At 74.6% G+C, this 16,839-nt stretch carries 16 protein-coding genes; 12 read left to right on the top strand and 4 right to left on the bottom strand.

The annotated features are described in order from the left end of the window. Positions 1-11 precede the first annotated feature (11 nt). Together AC3ERT_RS29460 and AC3ERT_RS29455 are read left to right on the top strand one after the other, a co-directional pair. A complete protein-coding gene (locus tag AC3ERT_RS29460; RefSeq protein WP_335972164.1) occupies positions 12-695 on the top strand; it encodes a Pvc16 family protein in 684 nt (227 codons plus the stop codon). Next, positions 692-2,890, top strand: coding sequence for an ATP-binding protein (locus AC3ERT_RS29455; protein ID WP_435134937.1), 2,199 nt, complete (start codon positions 692-694; stop codon positions 2,888-2,890). Before AC3ERT_RS29460 ends, AC3ERT_RS29455 begins: the two co-directional genes overlap by 4 nt. Positions 2,891-2,938: 48 nt before the next feature. On the opposite strand, the gene AC3ERT_RS29450 is transcribed toward AC3ERT_RS29455, so the two are convergent. Beyond that, entirely contained in the window at positions 2,939-4,321 is a 1,383-nt protein-coding gene (locus AC3ERT_RS29450; RefSeq protein ID WP_435134940.1) for a COG1470 family protein, read from the bottom strand. 529 nt (positions 4,322-4,850) lie between these two features. Between AC3ERT_RS29450 and AC3ERT_RS29445 the strand changes: the two genes are divergently transcribed. The 4 genes from AC3ERT_RS29445 to AC3ERT_RS29430 all read left to right on the top strand — a co-directional run bounded on the left by AC3ERT_RS29445 (position 4,851) and on the right by AC3ERT_RS29430 (position 7,633). Then, positions 4,851-6,449: a phage tail sheath family protein gene (locus AC3ERT_RS29445; protein ID WP_435134943.1), complete on the top strand. Its 1,599-nt coding sequence runs from the start codon at positions 4,851-4,853 to the stop codon at positions 6,447-6,449. A 94-nt stretch (positions 6,450-6,543) separates the two neighbouring features. Then, on the top strand, positions 6,544-6,987 hold the full coding sequence (locus AC3ERT_RS29440; RefSeq protein WP_202234991.1) for a phage tail protein: 444 nt from the start codon (positions 6,544-6,546) through the stop codon (positions 6,985-6,987). Next, a complete protein-coding gene (locus AC3ERT_RS29435) occupies positions 6,987-7,478 on the top strand; it encodes a hypothetical protein (RefSeq protein ID WP_335972156.1) in 492 nt (163 codons plus the stop codon). The genes AC3ERT_RS29440 and AC3ERT_RS29435 overlap by 1 nt, the downstream gene beginning before the upstream one ends. Further along, a complete protein-coding gene (locus tag AC3ERT_RS29430; RefSeq protein WP_202234989.1) occupies positions 7,475-7,633 on the top strand; it encodes a DUF6760 family protein in 159 nt (52 codons plus the stop codon). Before AC3ERT_RS29435 ends, AC3ERT_RS29430 begins: the two co-directional genes overlap by 4 nt. A gap of 981 nt (positions 7,634-8,614) precedes the next feature. Here AC3ERT_RS29430 and AC3ERT_RS29425 read toward each other — a convergent pair. The 3 genes from AC3ERT_RS29425 to AC3ERT_RS29415 form a co-directional block, all read right to left on the bottom strand. Further along, on the bottom strand, positions 8,615-8,827 hold the full coding sequence (locus tag AC3ERT_RS29425) for a hypothetical protein (protein ID WP_435177801.1): 213 nt from the start codon (positions 8,825-8,827) through the stop codon (positions 8,615-8,617). 6 nt (positions 8,828-8,833) lie between these two features. Continuing rightward, positions 8,834-9,403 carry a hypothetical protein gene (locus AC3ERT_RS29420; protein ID WP_435177799.1) on the bottom strand — a complete coding sequence of 190 codons (570 nt, stop codon included), beginning with the start codon at positions 9,401-9,403 and terminating at the stop codon, positions 8,834-8,836. 129 nt (positions 9,404-9,532) lie between these two features. Beyond that, positions 9,533-10,249 (bottom strand): hypothetical protein, encoded by a 717-nt coding sequence (locus AC3ERT_RS29415; protein ID WP_435177797.1) that lies wholly within the window; start codon positions 10,247-10,249, stop codon positions 9,533-9,535. Here AC3ERT_RS29415 and AC3ERT_RS29410 point away from each other — a divergent pair. From AC3ERT_RS29410 to AC3ERT_RS29385, 6 genes are all read left to right on the top strand, one after another. Then, complete coding sequence (locus AC3ERT_RS29410) at positions 10,227-11,225, top strand: hypothetical protein (RefSeq protein WP_435177795.1); 999 nt, start codon at positions 10,227-10,229, stop codon at positions 11,223-11,225. The two genes, AC3ERT_RS29415 and AC3ERT_RS29410, sit on opposite strands and share 23 nt — an antisense overlap. A gap of 103 nt (positions 11,226-11,328) precedes the next feature. Further along, positions 11,329-11,766 (top strand): phage tail protein, encoded by a 438-nt coding sequence (locus tag AC3ERT_RS29405; RefSeq protein ID WP_335972148.1) that lies wholly within the window; start codon positions 11,329-11,331, stop codon positions 11,764-11,766. Continuing rightward, entirely contained in the window at positions 11,766-12,485 is a 720-nt protein-coding gene (locus tag AC3ERT_RS29400) for a CIS tube protein (protein ID WP_335972146.1), read from the top strand. The genes AC3ERT_RS29405 and AC3ERT_RS29400 overlap by 1 nt, the downstream gene beginning before the upstream one ends. Next, positions 12,482-14,377, top strand: coding sequence for a VgrG-related protein (locus AC3ERT_RS29395; RefSeq protein WP_435177792.1), 1,896 nt, complete (start codon positions 12,482-12,484; stop codon positions 14,375-14,377). Before AC3ERT_RS29400 ends, AC3ERT_RS29395 begins: the two co-directional genes overlap by 4 nt. Further along, a complete protein-coding gene (locus tag AC3ERT_RS29390; RefSeq protein ID WP_335972143.1) occupies positions 14,377-14,880 on the top strand; it encodes a GPW/gp25 family protein in 504 nt (167 codons plus the stop codon). The genes AC3ERT_RS29395 and AC3ERT_RS29390 overlap by 1 nt, the downstream gene beginning before the upstream one ends. Further along, positions 14,880-16,838, top strand: coding sequence for a putative baseplate assembly protein (locus AC3ERT_RS29385; RefSeq protein WP_335972141.1), 1,959 nt, complete (start codon positions 14,880-14,882; stop codon positions 16,836-16,838). The genes AC3ERT_RS29390 and AC3ERT_RS29385 overlap by 1 nt, the downstream gene beginning before the upstream one ends. Position 16,839: the final 1 nt, after the last annotated feature.

Here is a 16,839-nt window from a genome sequence, read left to right as displayed (position 1 = left end):
AGGGCGCGACCGTGATACACGAGGTGGACGAAGTCCTCAAGGGGCTGCTGACCGGGGGCGCCCTGGCCGGCACCGGCGTCGACATCGCCTTCGAGGCGCCGACCAAGGACTGGGCCGCCCGGCGCAACGCGCCGACCATCGACGTCTACCTGTACGACATCCGCGAGGACATCCACCGGCGCGAGCGGGGCGCCATCGCCGTCCACGACGACCAGGGCATCGTGGTGCGCAGGCGCCAACCGCCGCGCTGGTACCGGCTGTCGTACCTGGTCACCGCCTGGACCAAGCAGCCGCAGGACGAACACCGCCTGCTGTCGGCCGTCCTGGCCACGCTGCTGCCCCGCGAGGTGCTGCCGCCCGAGGAGCTGACCGGCGCGCTGGCCGCGCTCGGCCTGACCATCCCGCTGACCGTCGCCGGCCAGCAGACCGACTCCCGCTCGTTCGCCGAGATCTGGTCGGCACTCGGCGGCGAGCTGAAGCCGTCCCTGGACGTCACCGTCACCGCCCCCTTCCCGGCCTTCCCCGAGTACGACGCCGGGCCGCCGGTCACCGAGGGCGCGGGCGTGCGGGTGCGCGGCACCGACGGAACCCTCGAGGGCTCCGCCGAGCGCTACCACCGGCCGCACCACGTCGCCGAGCGGAAGCAGGCGGCCCGCGACGCCGCCCGCGGGGTGCGGCGGGACAGCGCGGAATGACCACCGCGACGGCCGCCGGCGCGGCCACCGCCGCCACCGGGCCCGGCACCGAACCCGGCACCGCGCTCGGGCCCGACGACGCCCTCATCGGCCGGCTCGGCGCGCTGCGCGACCGGGTCGCGCTGCTCGTCGAGCACCGCAGCGCCACCGACCCGACCGCCGCCGATCCGCTGCGCGGGCTGTACCTCACCGACGAGGCGGTCCAGTACCTGCTGCGGCCGGCGGCCGAGGACGCCCGCCCCGGACCGGAGGCCGCGCCCGACGAGGCGGTCGGCGAGGCGCGCGGGGAGGACCGGCTGGTCCGGCTCGCCGCCCGGCTCGGCCTGTCCGGGCTGGACGCGCGCATCCTGCTCGCCGCGCTCGCCCCCGACCTCGACCGCGCCTTCGAACCGCTCTACGGCTACCTCAACGACGACGTCAGCCGCCGCCGGGCCACCGTCGGCCTCGTCCTCGACCTGTGCGGGGTGCCCGCGCACCACGCCGAGGGCCGCGCCCGCTTCCACCCGTCGGCGCCGCTGGCCGCGCTCGGGCTGGTGGTCGTCGAGGAGCCCGAACGCCCCTTCCTCAGCCGGTCGCTGCGGGTCCCGGACCGGGTCGCCGCCCACCTCGTCGGCGACGACACCCCGGACCCCGCGCTCGCCGGGCAGGTCACCGCGCTCGCCCCGGCCGCCGCCGCGTCCACCGCGCCGGACGACCCGCTGGTGGCCCGGCTCGCCGCCCGCCTGGCGGCCGGACCGGCCACCGTCTACCTGCGCGAGCACCGCGAGGGCGAGGGCGTCGCCTGCGCCGCGGCCGCGTTCGGCGCGGCCGGGCTGCCCGCCCTGCACTACACCCCGGCGGCCCTGCCCGGCGGCGGCGGAGCCGACGCCGACCCGACCGGAGACCAGGGCGGCGGGCCCGTCGCCGAGCGCGACCAGATCGCCGCGGCCACTGCCGCGCTCCCCCACCTCCTGCGCGAGGCGCGCCTGCGCGGACACGCGATCCTGGTGGCGCCGGTGCCCGTCCAGCCCGCGGCCGCCGCCGCACTCGTCCGCGCCCTGGCGGTCGGCGACGTCCATGTGGTCATGGCCGGCACCCGCCCGTACGATCCGCAATGGTCGGAACACGACCCGCTCGTCCTCGACGCGCCCCGGCAGCGGGCCGGCGACCTCGCCACCTGGACCGAGGCGCTCGGCGCGGCCGGCGGACCGGCCGACGAAGCCGAGGGGGGCGAAGGGGCCGAAGGCGGCCTCGGGTTCGACCTGGCACCGGTCGTCGCGCCCTACCGGCTCGGCCGCGACCGCATCCGCCGGGTCGCCCAGGTCGCCCAGGACCTGGCCGCCTTCGACGGCACCCCGCTGACCCCCGCGCACCTGCGGCTCGCCGCGCGGCAGCAGTCCGCGTCCGGGCTGGAGCGGCACGCCCGCCGGATCAGGCCCGCCGTCGACTGGGACGACCTGGTGCTCCCCGAAGGCCCGCTCGCGCAGCTGCACGAGCTCGCGCTGCGGGCCCGCCACCGCGACCGGGTGCTCGGCGACTGGCGGCTGAGCGCCGGCGGCGGCCGGGGCCGCGGGGTGCTGGCGCTCTTCGCGGGCGACTCCGGCACCGGCAAGACGCTGTCGGCCGAGGTGGTCTCCGCCGACCTCGGCCTGGACCTCTACGTGGTGCAGCTCTCCTCGATCGTCGACAAGTACGTCGGCGAGACCGAGAAGAACCTGGAGCGCATCTTCACCGAGGCCGACCGGACCGACGCGGTGCTCCTCTTCGACGAGGCCGACTCCATCTTCGGCAAGCGCTCGGAGGTGAAGGACGCGCACGACCGCTACGCCAACATGGAGAGCGCCTACCTGCTCCAGCGGCTGGAGTCCTTCGACGGCATCGCGCTGCTGACCACCAACCTGCGGGCCAACGTCGACGACGCCTTCACCCGGCGGCTCGACCTGGTGGTCGACTTCCCCTTCCCCGACCCCGCGCAGCGCCTGGCGCTGTGGCGGCACAGCCTCTCCCACGTGCCCTGCGCCGACGACATCGAACCGGCCGGTGTGGCCAAGGAGTTCGAGCTGGCGGGCGGCTCGATCCGCAGCGCCGTGGTCACCGCCGCGTACGCGGCGGCCGGCCGCGGCGAACCCGTCGGCACCGACGACCTCATCGCGGGCGCCCAGCGCGAGTACCGCAAGGCCGGCCGGCTGGTCCTGACCGACGACACCACCTGGTAGCCGAACGGCCCGCCCCGGGCGGGGCGGGCCGGCTCAGCGCGCGTGCGATCAGACGGTCAGGCGGATGGCCATGACCATCCCCGACGCGTCGGTGGTGCCGCCGAAGATCCAGTCCTGGTTGGTCTTCGTCGGGTCGTTGCAGGACTTGCCGCCCCAACCGCCGACGTGCAGGTAGGTGTTCTGGCAGATGTCGCCGGTGGAGGCGCCGACCGCGTAGCCGGACAGCAGCAACCCCTTGCCGGTGGTGCCGACGTAGACGTCGACCTTGTCGTCCCCGGACTTCCACGGCATGTTGTTCCAACCGCCGACCTGGCGGAAGGCGTTGGCCGAGCTGCCGCCGACCCCGGAGACGGAGACGTTGATCGCCTCGATGGCGTTGGCGTCTTCGTCGGTGGACCCGGCGGTGACGCCGTCGCAGGACGGCTTGGTCCAGCCCTTGTCGCTGACGTAGACGCGGTAGCAGATGTGCCGGCCGGTCGGGTCGTCCTCGGCGAGCTTCTTCACCGCGGTCGCCGCCGTGGCGGGCTTGGCCTTCTTCTTGGGGGTGCTGCCGCCGCCGCCCGAGGGCGCCGAGGTGGTCGGGGGCGGTGTCGTCGGGTCCGGGGTGACGACCGGTGGCGGCGTGGTCGTCGGCGGCGGGGTGGGCAGCGTGGAGGCGGCGGCCTGCTCCACCTTCGGCTGCGCGAGGCTGGCCACCGGCGGCTTGTAGGCGAACCACAGCGCGACCGCGGCGATGACCAGCCCGATCAGCAGGCCGAGGAAGGTCGCCAGGAACCGCGGCAGCACCCCGCGCTGGACGTAGGTGCCGTCGACCTCGAGCGGGTTGGCGCCGGAGCGCTGGACCGCCAGCCGGAAGGGGCGGTTCTCCTTGCGCCCGAACCAGGTGATCCGGCTCGGCCGCAGCGTGGCCTTCACGAACGCGGCCCGGCCCGGCTCGATCTGGACGTTCGCCGGGTGGATCTCGTACGTGATCTGGTCGCCGTTGTCGGTGCCGACGATCGAGGCGGTCAGCTTGGTGTTCCCGAGGTTGTCCACGGCGAGCTTCGGCCGGCCGCGGAACCGCCCCTTGACGGTGTGCGGCACCAGCTCCGCGCGCACCTCGGTGAAGGGCGTGATGGTGATGTTGCCCTCAGGCACCGAGGTCGCATCGGGGTGCTCGGTGGGCACGACCTGGACGCCGTACGGGTTCGGCCCGGCGATGGCGTCCGGTGTGCGCGGCGGCGCGACGGTGAGCTCGACCGTGTCCACGGTGCCCGGGTACAGCCGCAGCGTCGGCGGCTCGACCGTGATGTACGGGGCGAGGTTGCCGACCGGCAGGAACCGGTACTCGTCCACCACGTCGCCCGTGTTGCGCAACCGCAGCCGCACGATCGTGGAACTGCCGGCGTCGACCGTGGCGGACGGGGGTTCGAGGGAGGTCCAGATGCTCACACCGCGACGCTACGGGGTCCGCCCCCTGCCCGTCAGCAACCCGCGAGGCAGCGCGGTTGTCCGCGCGGGCGGCGCGGTTGCCCGAAGATACGGCCACCGGGCCCCCGTGGCACCCGAGTTGGGCCCCGCGTCGGCGCTCCCGACCGGGTCCGGCAACCCCGCGTCGAGGACGCGCTCGCCTGCCTACGACGAACTCACGGCCGTGGCAAGGTCTTTGGGGGCAGACTTGAGGGCAGACCCCATGCGCCCCACGGGCGCCACCCGTCCCCGTGGCACGGCGCACCGGCCCGAGGGGGGCTCCGCGCGGCGCCGGACCCCGGCCCCGCACCTCCCATCAGCGGACACGGCATGACAAGTCGGGCACCACAGGGCGTGCCGAGAGCACCACGTGGCGGCACCGCCGCGTCGGCGCTGCCCTTCGGGGGCAGCGGAACTGCCCCCGGAAAGGCACCGCAGGACGTTTCGCCCGGCGCTCTGGCGAGCGAGGGTGAGAGTCGACCCTTTTCTCGTACCCCGAGGAGAACAGCGCATGCCGTCGTATCTGTCGCCGGGCGTCTACGTGGAGGAAGTGGCCAGCGGCTCCCGTCCGATCGAGGGGGTGGGCACATCGGTTGCCGCCTTCGTCGGCCTGGCGCCCACCGGTCCGCTCAACGAGCCGACCCTGGTGACCAACTGGACGCAGTACGTCGCGTCCTTCGGTGAGTTCACCGACGGCTACTTCCTGGCGCACTCGGTCTACGGCTTCTTCAACAACGGCGGCTCGGCCGCCTACGTCGTCCGTGTGGGCGGCCAGGCCGGCGGTGTGTCGGGTTCCGCCGTGGACGCCGACACCAAGCAGCCCGCGGCCGTCGGCGGCGGTACCGCCCCGGCCGCGCTGACCGCCGGCGAGGAGGCCGCCCTCGGCACCTTCAAGGTCGCCGCGGTCGCGCCCGGTGAGGGCGGCGCGCTCAGCGTCGAGGTCGCCGACGCCGACGGCGAGGGCCCGGCCGAACGCTTCAAGCTGCTGGTCAAGGACGGCGGCAAGACCGTCGAGACCTTCGACGTGACCGCCAAGCGCGGCGGCCGCAACTACGTGGTCACCCAGGTGAAGGAGCGCTCCAAGCTCATCATCGTCACGGAGGCCGCCGCGGCCGGGCAGCTGGCCCGCCCGGAGAACCAGACCGTGGCGCTCGCCGCCCCGGCCGCCGCCCCGGCGGCCCCGGTCGCCCCGGCCGAGGCGACCAACGTCAAGGAGTACCTCGGCGACAGCGCCGACCGCACCGGCTTCGGCGGCCTGGAGGCGGTGGACGAGATCTCGATGGTCGCCGTCCCCGACCTGATGGCGGCCTACCAGCGCGGCGCGATCGACCTGGAGTCCGTCAAGGCGGTCCAGCTCGGTCTGATCGCGCACTGCGAGCTGATGGGCGACCGGCTGGCGATCATCGACCCGCCGCCCGGGCTCAACGCGCGCGAGATCCGCGTCTGGCGCCAGGAGACGTCCAACTACGACTCCAAGTACGCGGCGCTGTACTACCCCTGGATCAAGGTCTTCGACCCGTCCGGTGGCCAGACCCGGCTGATCCCGCCGAGCGGCCACGTGGCCGGCATCTGGGCCCGCAACGACTCCGAGCGCGGTGTGCACAAGGCGCCCGCCAACGAGGTCGTGCGCGGCGCGGTCGACCTGGAGCTGCAGATCACCCGCGGCGAGCAGGACCTGCTCAACCCGCTGGGCATCAACTGCATCCGCTCCTTCCCCGGCCGCGGCATCAGGGTCTGGGGTGCGCGTACCCTGTCCTCCGACCCGGCCTGGCGCTACCTGAACATCCGCCGGTACTTCAACTACCTCGAGGAGTCGATCCTCAACGGCACGCAGTGGGTGGTGTTCGAGCCCAACGACCAGGCACTGTGGGCCCGTATCCGGCGCAACATCTCCGCCTTCCTGGTCACCGAGTGGCGTGGCGGCGCCCTGTTCGGCGGGCAGCCGGACGACGCGTACTACGTGAAGTGCGACGCCGAGACCAACCCGCCGGAGTCGGTCGACCTCGGCCGGGTGATCTGCGAGATCGGCGTCTCCCCGGTGAAGCCGGCCGAGTTCGTGATCTTCCGGCTGGCCCAGTTCTCCAGCGGCGCAGGCGAGTTGGAGGAGTGATCCGACGGCGGCCTGACCGCCCGGACCACCGCGAACAGCAGCAGGACCAGCACGGCATGACGTACGAGCAGCGCGAAGCGAAGGAACAGCGGCGATGAGTCTCCAGCCAGGTGATGCGCTCACCTCACACAACTTCGGCCTCCAGATCGACGGGGTGATGGTCGAGTACCTCCAGGAGGTCAACGGCCTGGACATGACCCAGGACGTCATCGAGTACCAGCAGGTGTCGGCGAACGGCCAGCCGGTCACCAAGAAGATGCCGGGCGTGAAGAAGGCGGGTGAGGCGACCGTCGTGCGCGGCATGACGCAGTCCACCGCGTTCAACGACTGGATCAACGCCTCGGTCCGCGGCGACATGGGCTCGGCCCGCAAGAACGCCAGCATCCTGGTGATGGACTACATGAACAACCCGGTGAAGCGGTACCACCTGCGGCAGGCGTGGTGCAGCAAGGTCTCGGCGAGCACCGTCAAGGCCGGTGAGGCGTCGGCGCTGACCGAGACCGTCACGATCACCTACGAAGAAATGATCATGGAGTAATGCGCCGAGGAACGGCTCCCCGGTCGGGGCCGATGCCCGACGGCGCCGCGACGGCCCCCGTGGCCGCCGCGGCGCCGGCGGCGCAGCCGCCGGCCGCCGAACCCGCGCCCGTGCGGCGCCAGTTGCGCACCGAGTTCGCGTTCGAGCTGCCGCGCGGCTACGTGGACGAGGCGGGCACCGTGCACCGCGAGGGGACCATGCGCCTGGCCACCGCCAGGGACGAGCTGATCCCGCTGCGGGACCTGCGGGTGCAGGAGAACCCGGCGTATCTGTCCGTGGTCCTGCTGGGCCGGGTGATCACCCGGCTCGGTACGGTGCCGCACATGCACGACGGCGTGGTGGAGAACATGTTCGCCTCCGACCTCGCCTTCCTCCAGGACTTCTACCGCCAGATCAACGCCGAGGGCCACACCCGCGCCGGCGTGACCTGTCCGCACTGCGAGCAGCCGTTCGAGGTCGAGCTCGGCGGGAGCCGCCTGGGGGAATCGTGACGTACGCGACCGACCGGGTGCACGAGGAGATCGCGTACATCGCCTACCACTTCCACTGGAGCCTGGAGGACATCCTGGACCTCGAACACCGCGACCGCCGCAGGTACGCCGAGCAGATCGCCTCGCTCGTCACGCGTGCCACGGCCGAGCGGTGACCGGGGCGGGGTAACGGCCATGGGAATCCTTGACCGGTGGGCCGGACGGGCCCGCGCACGCGCAGGCACGCAGACGGGCGGCACGCGGCCGGCGGACGCCGCGACAGCCGGGGCCACGGCCGGCGGCACGCCGGCTGCCGCCCCGGGCCCCGGTGCCGGCACCGGTACGGCGGCTGCCGCCGCGGCACCGGCCGGGCCGCCCGGCTGGTCCGTGCTGCCGCCGATCCAGCGGGCGTTGGCCCGCCCGGCCGGGCCCTCGGTCGCGGCCGCGCACTTCGGCGGCACCCTTTCGGCGTGGCAGAACCCCTCGTTCACCGGGGAGTTGGCGCACGTCGTGCTCGACGACGCCCCGACCGGGGTGATCCGGGACGTGCTCACCCCGGCACCGGCCGCCGCGCCGGGCAGCGGCCATCCGCCGATCTCGCTGCCGGTGGCCGTGGTCGGCGACCACGACCACGGTGGTGACGCCGGCGGCGGCTCGCCGCGGGCCACGCCCGGACCCGCCGTGCAGCGCACGGTGGCCGCGACGCGCGCCGCCGGGCCCCGCGTGGTGCCGTTGACGGCGCCGGCCGCGGCGCCCGCCGCACCCCCGGCGCTCACCCGGGCGCCCGCACCGCCGGTGGCGCGCCGCGCGCTGCCCGCGGTGGCGAAGGCCCCGGCAGCTCCGGCCGCCCCGACCACTTCGGCCACGCCTCCCGGCGGCGGTACGAGCGGTGGGACCAGCGGCGGGTCGGACGGCAACGGGCCCGGCGCACCGGGCGGTTCACCGGGATCGGGCGGGTTCGGCGGTCCGGGTGGGAGCGCTCCGTCCGGGCCGGCACCCGCACCCGCACCGGCTGCCGCACCGGTCCAGCGGCAGGCCACCCGTACGGGCGGCACCGCGGCCCCGGCATCCGGCTCGTCCGCCGTACCCACGGCACCCTCGACACCCGCGGCACCCGCGCCTGCGAGCGCCCCGGCTGCCCTGCCGGTGGCGCCCGTTCAGCGGCAGGCCGCGCCTTCCACGGGGTCCGGCACCCGCCGGGCGGGACTCGGCGCGCCCGTCTCCGGTCCGGGGGCCGCGCCCGCGGCGCCCCAGGTCCAGCGACGCACGGCCGCCGCCACTTCCCCGGCGAAGCCGACGCCTCCGGCGTCCGCGCCCCAGCGCACGACGACGGCACCGTCGACCTCGGCGTCGACTCCAGCCGCCGGCACACCGGTTCAGCGCAGCGCCACCGCGCCTGCGGCACCCTCCGCGTCCGGCGCCGCGGCATCCGCTCCTCCTGCGACCACGACGCCGACGACGCCCGCCCGCCCGGCCGCCTCGGCTCCGGCCGGGACCGGACCGACTCCGGCCGTACCTCCGGCGGTCCAGCGCAGCACCACGGCACCGGCGACCCCGGCGACCAGCCTGGACGCGCCCAAGTCCGCCGCAAACCAGCCGACTTCCGCACTCCCCGTCTCCCCGCCGCCCGGCACCCCGTCGGCTCCGGCGAGCCCGGCGGCTCCTCGGGCAGCAAGGGCACCCGGTCTCGGCGCGCCCACGTCGTCGTCCAGGCCCGGCCCGGCTCGCGCCGCGTCCCCGGCGGTCCAGCGCAGCACCACCGCCGGGCCGACGTCCCCGCCGCCCCGGGCCACCGGCCTCGGCGCGCCCACGTCCGCCGCAGCCGCGCCTGCCGCACCCTCCTCGGCCGCGACCGGCTCGACTCCGGCCGCACCTCCGGCGGTCCAGCGCAGCACCACGGCGTCCGCAACCCCGGCGACCCCGGCGACCAGCCTCGACGCGCCCAAGTCCGCCGCAAACGGGCCGACTTCCGCGCTCCCCGTCTCCCCGCCGCCCGGTGTCCCTTCGAACCCTTCGACTTCTTCGACCTCTTCGACCTCGGCAGCAGCGCCAAGTTCCGCCGCCCCGCAGCCTGTTCAGCGGTCCGCCGCCGCGCCCGCCGCACCCAGCGGTGCCGCGCCCCGGCAACGGCCGTTGCTGGGCGCCCCCCTGTCCGCGCCGCCGGCCGGTGCGAAGCCGCTCACCGGCCGTACGGTGCAGCGCTCCGCGACCACGGCCGCGCCCGCCGTCCGGCCGTCCGCGACGCCGCCGGCCGCCCCGAACGCGGCTGCCGCGCAGGTCCGTTCGCCGGGCGCGGCGACCACATCACCCACCGCGCCCGCTCCCGTGACCGCACCCGTCCAGCGCAGCGCCGCTCCACCCGCTCCCCCGGCCCCGGCCACCACAGCTGCACCGGCCGCCCCAGCCGAACCGGCCGCCCCCGCGACTGCGGTCAGCACCCCGGCAAGCCCGGCGCCGACCGCCCCGGTCGTCCAACGCGCCACCGTCGCACGCCCGTTGGCGTCCGCCCGGCCGGTGCGGACCACGCTCCGCCCGATCCAGCCCGCCGGACCAGGGCAGCCGACCGCGCCCGCGGCCGTGCCGCTGCGCCCCACCGGACCGGCCAGCACCCCCGCAGCAGCCCCCGCCCCTGCGGTCCAGCGCAGCACCACCGCACCCGCATCCGCACCCACCGCCGCACCGGCCGTCGCGGCGCCCGCACCGGCCACCGGCCCGGCCGGGCCCCGCACGGTGGTCCAGCGCGCGGCGTCGGCCGCGGCGGCCGCCGCCGTGGCGCTCCGCGCGCCCGCCACCCGGGTCTCCGCGCCGAGCCCGAGCCCGAGCCCGGACCCGCGCCCCACCAGCACCGGCCCGGTGCGGCACGGCGCCGACGCGCTGCCCTTCACAGGCGTCGCCGAGGCGTTCCCGACCGCGGCCCCAGCGGCCCCCACGACACCCGCGGCACCCGCCGCCCCGCCGCAGGCCCGGTTCCAGGTCCAGCGCACCCCGGCCGCCCCCGCGGCGTCCGGCGCCGCCGTACCGCCGGCCGTGCCGCTCGGGGCCGTACGCACCGCCGCCGCGGCCGCGCAGCCGTCGGTCCAACGCGTTGTCGCCGCCGTACCGTTGCGGTCCGCGCGCCCCGCACCGGCCGCCGTACCCGCGGCGGCGCCCGCGCCCGTACAAGCGCCCACCCAGCCCGGCCGACCCGGTCAGCCGGACCAGCCCCCGGTCCAGCCGCTCGTCCAGCGCGCGATGGCCCCCTCGGCGCCCGCGGCCCCGCCCGCCGACGCCCAGGCGGTGCGGTCCATCCAGGCGCTCCAGGCCGCGCAGGCCGCACAGACCGCGCGCGCCGGCAGCGCCCCGCAGGCCACCGCGCCGCTCAGCCCCGTACGGACCGCGCCCACGGCCGAGTTGCCGGTGCAGCGGGTGCCCGCGACGCCGGCCACCACGTCGCTGGCGAAGTTCGTCAGCCCCCAGCGCACCGCGGAGGCGCGGGTCACGGCCGTGACGGCCCACCGGGACGGCGAAGGCGGCGAGAACAAGAGCGGCGGAGGCGGGGGCGGTTCACACCCTCCGTCCGATCCGCCGCCCGCGTACAGCCCGTTCGACACCCGCACCTCCTCACCTGCGGGGGACGAGTCGGGCGCCGGCTTCGACGCCCGTACGCTGTCCGATGGCCAGGTCGACGAGTTGACGCACCGCCTGATCGGCCCGCTGTCCCGGCTGCTGCGCACCGAACTGCGCATGGACCGGGAGCGGATCGGCAGGTTGCGTGACTCCCGCCGCTGACCGCGCCGCGGCACCGCCACGTCCGCGGCGCACCCGCGCAGTGCCCGTACCCGCGGGCCCGTACCCGGGCCCACCCGACTCGTCCGCAGAAAGGCAGTGATCGATGGCCAGCGAGCTCGACCCCGGCTCAACCATCTTCTTCAACCTGACCATCGACGGCGAGAGCCTGGGCGTGTTCAACGGCTGCGAGGGGCTGGGCTCCTCCGTCGAGATCCACCAGCACCAGGAGGGCGGCAACAACGGCTTCGTGTGGAGCCTGCCGTCCCGGGTGACGTTCTCGAACATCACGCTCACCCGGCCGCTCACCCCGGACACCTCGAAGGTGGCGGCCTGGATCACGTCCATCACCACCGGCGTGACCCGGCCCACCGCGCAGATCGCGGCGCTGCGCGCGGACGGCTCGGTCGTCGCGCGCTGGGGGCTGATCGACGTGCTGCCGGTGAGCTGGCGCGGCCCGTCGCTCGACCCGAACAGCCCGTCGGTCGCCAACGAGGTGCTGGAGATCGCCCACCACGGCTTCACGGATGCGGGGGCGGCGTAATGAGCAGCGTCGGCGCGGGCAAGAGCCTGGTACGGGCCTCGCTCGCCATCCACCAGCCGCCGATCGGCTACAGCACCACGCCGGGCGGCCTGATCAAGAACTTCGACTTCGACTTCAACCCCTCGGAGCTGTCGCTCACCCGGCGGGCGCAGTGGAAGACCACGCCGACCGCGGCCGTCCGGGACGGCTCGCTGCCGGAGTTCATGGGGCCCGAGCCGCGGGAGATGTCGGTCGAGATCTTCCTCGACCGGTCCGACGACCCGAGCAGCAACGACGTGCGCAAGAACGTGGAGGCGCTCTTCTCCTGCTGCGAGGTGACGTCGGCGAGCATCGAGGCGAAGCAGCCCTCGACGCCGTGGGTGGTCTTCCAGTGGGGCTCGTTCTCCACCGCCCGGTTCACCGCGTACGTCTCCTCGGTGGAGGCGTCCTACACCCTGTTCAGCACCACCGGTACGCCGATCCGGGCCACCTGCCGGGTGCAGCTCAACGAGATCCCGAGCAACACCCTCGGCCAGAACCCGACGTCGGGCGCGCTGACCGCCCGCCGGGTGCACCGGGTGGTGTCCGGCGACTCGCTCCAGCACCTGGCCTGGCGGGAGTACGGTGACGCCACCGTGTGGCGCACCATCGCCGAGAGCAACGGCATCGACGACCCGTCGCGGCTGGAGCCGGGCACCGAACTCATCCTGCCGGCCGCCGAGGAGGTCGGCCTGCGATGACCAAGATCGGCTACTCCAACGTCCTGCACGTCACGATCGGCGGCGCGCCGCTGACCCCGACCATGGCCACGCTGCTGGTCGGCGGCTGGGTGGACTTCGGGGCGGGCGTGCCGGGCGCGTTCCAGCTGACCTTCCGCGACCCGAAGCGGAAGGTGCTCGGCCAGGTCGGCGCCAAGCTCGGCGCGCCGGTGGTGCTGGCCCCGGTCGCCGACGGGAAGGGGGCGCAGTCGCCGCTGCTCACCGGTGAGATCACCGGGCTGGAGACGGACTACGACGGCACCGGCACGTTCAGCGTGATCCGCGGCTACGACCTCGGGCACCGGATGCTGCGGCAGCGCCGGGTGGTGGCCTACCGCAACATGACCGCCTCGGACATCGCCCGCAAGCTCGCCGCGCAGGACAAGGTCCCGATCGGCAAGATCGAGTCGACCAAGACGCTGTACGAGTTCATCACCCAGGCCAACGTCACCGACTGGGACTTCCTGAGCCGGCTCGCGGACGAGAACGGGATGGTGATGTCCCTGAGTTCCAAGGGCACCTTCCAGTTCGAGAAGCCGGACCCGGCCTCGGGTGCGCCGCCGGTGAGCACGCCGAGCGACAAGAGCCCGTACGTGCTGGAGGCGGGCGTCGACATCCTGCGCTGCCGGTCCGCGGTGACCTCCGCGGACCAGGTGAGCAAGGTGGAGGCGCGCGGCTGGGACGTGACGACCAAGCGGGACCTGGTGGGGCGGTCCACGGCCGCGGACAACCCCGGTATCAAGATCGGCACCAGCCCGGCGGCGGCGGTCACCGCGTTCGGGCCGGCGACGCTCGTCGAGACGGAGATCCCGTACGACAAGCAGGGCGAGGTGACGAACGCGGCCAAGTCGCTGTCGGACGACGTCACCAGCTCCTTCGCCGAGGTGGAGGTGACGGTGCACGGGAACCCGAAGCTGCGGCCCGGGGTCCCGGTGGCGCTGGCCGACGTCGGCGCGCCCTTCGAGGGCAAGTACACGGTGACCGCGGCCCGCCACACCTTCGGCGCGGGCCGGCACTACGAGACCTGGCTGACCGTCAGCGGCCGGCAGTGGCGGTCGCTGTACGGGCTGGCCTCCGGCGGCAGCGGCGCCGCCCCGGCGGGCGCCTCCCGGCTGCCGGGCGTGGCCAACGCGCTGGTCACCGACATCAAGGACCCGCTCAAGCAGGGCCGGGTCAAGCTGCGCTTCCCGTGGCTGGACGACACGTACATCAGCGACTGGACCCGGACCGTGCAGTTCGGCGGGTACGGCGGCGGCGGGCTGATCGGCCCGGACGTCGGCGACGAGGTGCTGGTGTCCTTCGACCGGGGCGCGCTGGACCACCCGTTCGTGATCGGCGGGCTCTACAACGGCAAGGACAAGCCCGGCAAGTCGGATGTCCAGCCGTACGACGCGACCAGCGGCCGGGTGGTGCGGCACACCCTCGCCGACCGCAGCAACAACCGGGTGGACCTGCTCGACCAGCGGGTCGGCGGCAAGCGCGGGGTGCGGGTGAGCTCCGGTGACGACCGGCTGGTGATCAACCTGGACCGGACCCGCACCGAGATCACCGTGGACAGCAAGGGCTCGGTGAGCATCAAGGGCAGCCGGTCGGTGTCGGTCGAGGCGGGCGCCAACCTGTCGCTCAAGGCAGGCGGCCGGATGTCGCTGAAGAGCGGCGGTGTCCTCGACATCGAGGCGGGCACCATCAGTGCCCGCTCGCTGGGAGCGGTCGCGATCAACGCGCTGGCCGCGCTGGAGCTGAACGCCGTGGGTGTCGCCACCGTCTCCGGCGAGGGCGCGCTGATGCTCAGCTCGCCGCTGGATGTCACGGTGGACGGAACCAACGTCATGCTGCTCGGCGTGGTCACCGCCAACGGGATGCCGGTGGTGTGATGGCAGAGCAATTCGTCGGTACCGGCTGGGCGTTCCCGCTGCGGATCGGCCCGGGCGGCGGCATCGCCATGGTCAGCGGCCAGGCGGAGATCGAGGAGGCGATGCGGCTGGTGCTCGCCACCGCGCCGGGCGAGCGCCCGATGCGGCCGGAGTTCGGCTGCGCCATCCACGAGATGGTCTTCGCGCCGGTCAACGAGGCGACGGCCGGCCGTATCCAGCACGAGGTGTACACCAGTCTGGACCGCTGGGAGCCGAGGATCGAGGTGGAGGACGTGGAGGTCACCGCCGGTGACGCGCAGGGCGTGCTCTACATCGACGTGCGCTACTCGGTGCGGGGCACCAACAACCCGCGCAGCCTGGTCTTCCCCTTCTACACCATCCCCTCGCACGACATCCCCGACCTGCCCGCCTCCGCCAGTTCCTCCCCCGGCCTCCCTGGTTCCCACGCCCTCCCCGAAGGGTCGTCCACGGGCTCCCGGCCGGCCACCGAAAGCGACCGCTGATGGCCCTGCCCTCCCCCAACCTCGACGACCGCCGCTTCCAGCAGTTCGTGGACGACGCCAAGCGCTACATCCAGCAGCGCGCCCCCGAGTGGACCGACCACAACGTCTCCGACCCGGGCATCACCCTGGTCGAGACGGTCGCCCACATGGCCGACCAGGTCGTCTACCGGCTCAACCGGGTGCCGGAGAAGAACCATCTGGCGTTCCTCGACCTGATCGGGATCACCCTCTTCCCGCCGACGGCCGCGCGCACCGACGTGACGTTCTGGCTGTCCGCGCCGGTGGACGAGCCGGTCCGGCTGCCGGCCGGCACCGAGGTCGCCACCTCCCGCACCGAGAACGAGGAAGCGGTGGTCTTCGCCACCGAGGCCGAACTGACGGTGGTGCCGTGCTCGCTGGAGTACCTGGTGATGCAGCACGGGGAGAAGGGCGCGGTGGACCGCACCTCGGACCTGGCCGAGGGCGGCGACCTGCTGTGCTTCAGCCAGTCGCCGCGGCCGGGTGACTGCATGCTGCTGGGGCTGTCGGCGGCCGTGCCGAACTGTGCGGTCGCGCTGACCCTGGACAGCCGGGTGGACGGTGTCGGTGTGGACCCGCGGCAGCCGCCGCTGGTCTGGGAGGCGTGGACCGCGGACGGCTGGGTGGAGTGCGAGGTGGACCGGGACGGCACCGGTGGCCTCAACCGGCCCGGCGAGGTGGTGCTGCACGTGCCCGGCGGCCACACCCCGTCCCGGTCCGGGCGGCGCGAGGCGGGCTGGCTGCGCTGCCGGGTCACCGAGCCGCTGACCGGGCAGCCGTTCTACACCACCTCGCCGACCGTGCGGTCGGTCGAGGCGTTCACCATCGGCGGCACCACCGGCGTGGTGCACGCCGAGACGATCCGCGACGAGATGCTCGGCGAGTCCACCGGGCTGCCCGGCCAGCGGCTGCGGCTGGCGCACTACCCGGTGGTCGGCGACGTGCCCGCGATGCTGCTCCAGGTCACCGACGACAACGGCTGGGTCGACTGGGACGTGGTCGGGCACTTCGCCGCGTCCGGCCCGTACGACCGGCACGTCACGCTCGACGCGGCCACCGGCGAGATCGCCTTCGGCCCGGCCGTGCGCGAGTCCGACGGCACCCTGCGGCAGTACGGCGCGGTGCCGCCGATGGGCGCCGCGATCCGGGTCCGCCGCTACCGCACCGGCGGCGGCCGGGCCGGGAACGTCGCGCGCGGCGCGATCCAGGTGCTGCGCAACTCGGTGCCGTACGTCGCCGAGGTGGTCAACCGCGAGGCCGCCAAGGGCGGGGTGGACGGCGAGACCGTCGACGAGGCCAAGGCCCGCGCGCCGATCACGCTGCGCGCCCAGGACCGCGCGGTGACGCTGCGGGACTACGAGGAGCTGGCCCGCCGGGCCGCGCCGGAGACCGCCCGGATCACCTGCCTGGCCGCCGACCCGGACGAGCACGGCGCCCACGCGGTGCGGGTGCTGGTGGTGCCGCAGGCCGTCACCGACCTCGGCGGGCGGCTGCGGTTCGAGCAGCTGGTGCCGGACGACGCCCTGCTGGAGCGGATCACGAACTACCTCGACGACCGGCGGCTGATCGGCACCCGGCTCGCGGTCGGCCCGCCCTACTACCAGGGCGTCACGGTGGTGGCGACGCTGCACGCCTTCCGCGGCACCGACACCGAGATGGTCCGGCAGCGCGCGCACGACGCCCTGTACCGGCACCTGGACCCGCTCACCGGCGGCGCCGGCGGCACCGGTTGGGCGTTCGGCCGGCCGGTGCAGGCCGGCGAGGTCTTCGCGGTGCTCCAGCGGGTGCCCGGCGTGGAGCTGGTCGACGAGGTGCTGCTGCACCCGGCCGACCCGCTCACCGGCAAGCGCGGCGACCCCACCGAGCGGATCGACCTCGAACCGCCGTCCCTGGTCTTCTCCTTCGACCACCGGGTGCGTGTGATCGGGGGCCAGGAGTGAC

The sequence above is a fragment of the Actinacidiphila sp. bgisy145 genome (assembly GCF_057708125.1).
The sequence above is the reverse complement of the archived record's forward strand: the minus strand, read 5'-3'. Positions and strand labels throughout refer to the sequence as shown.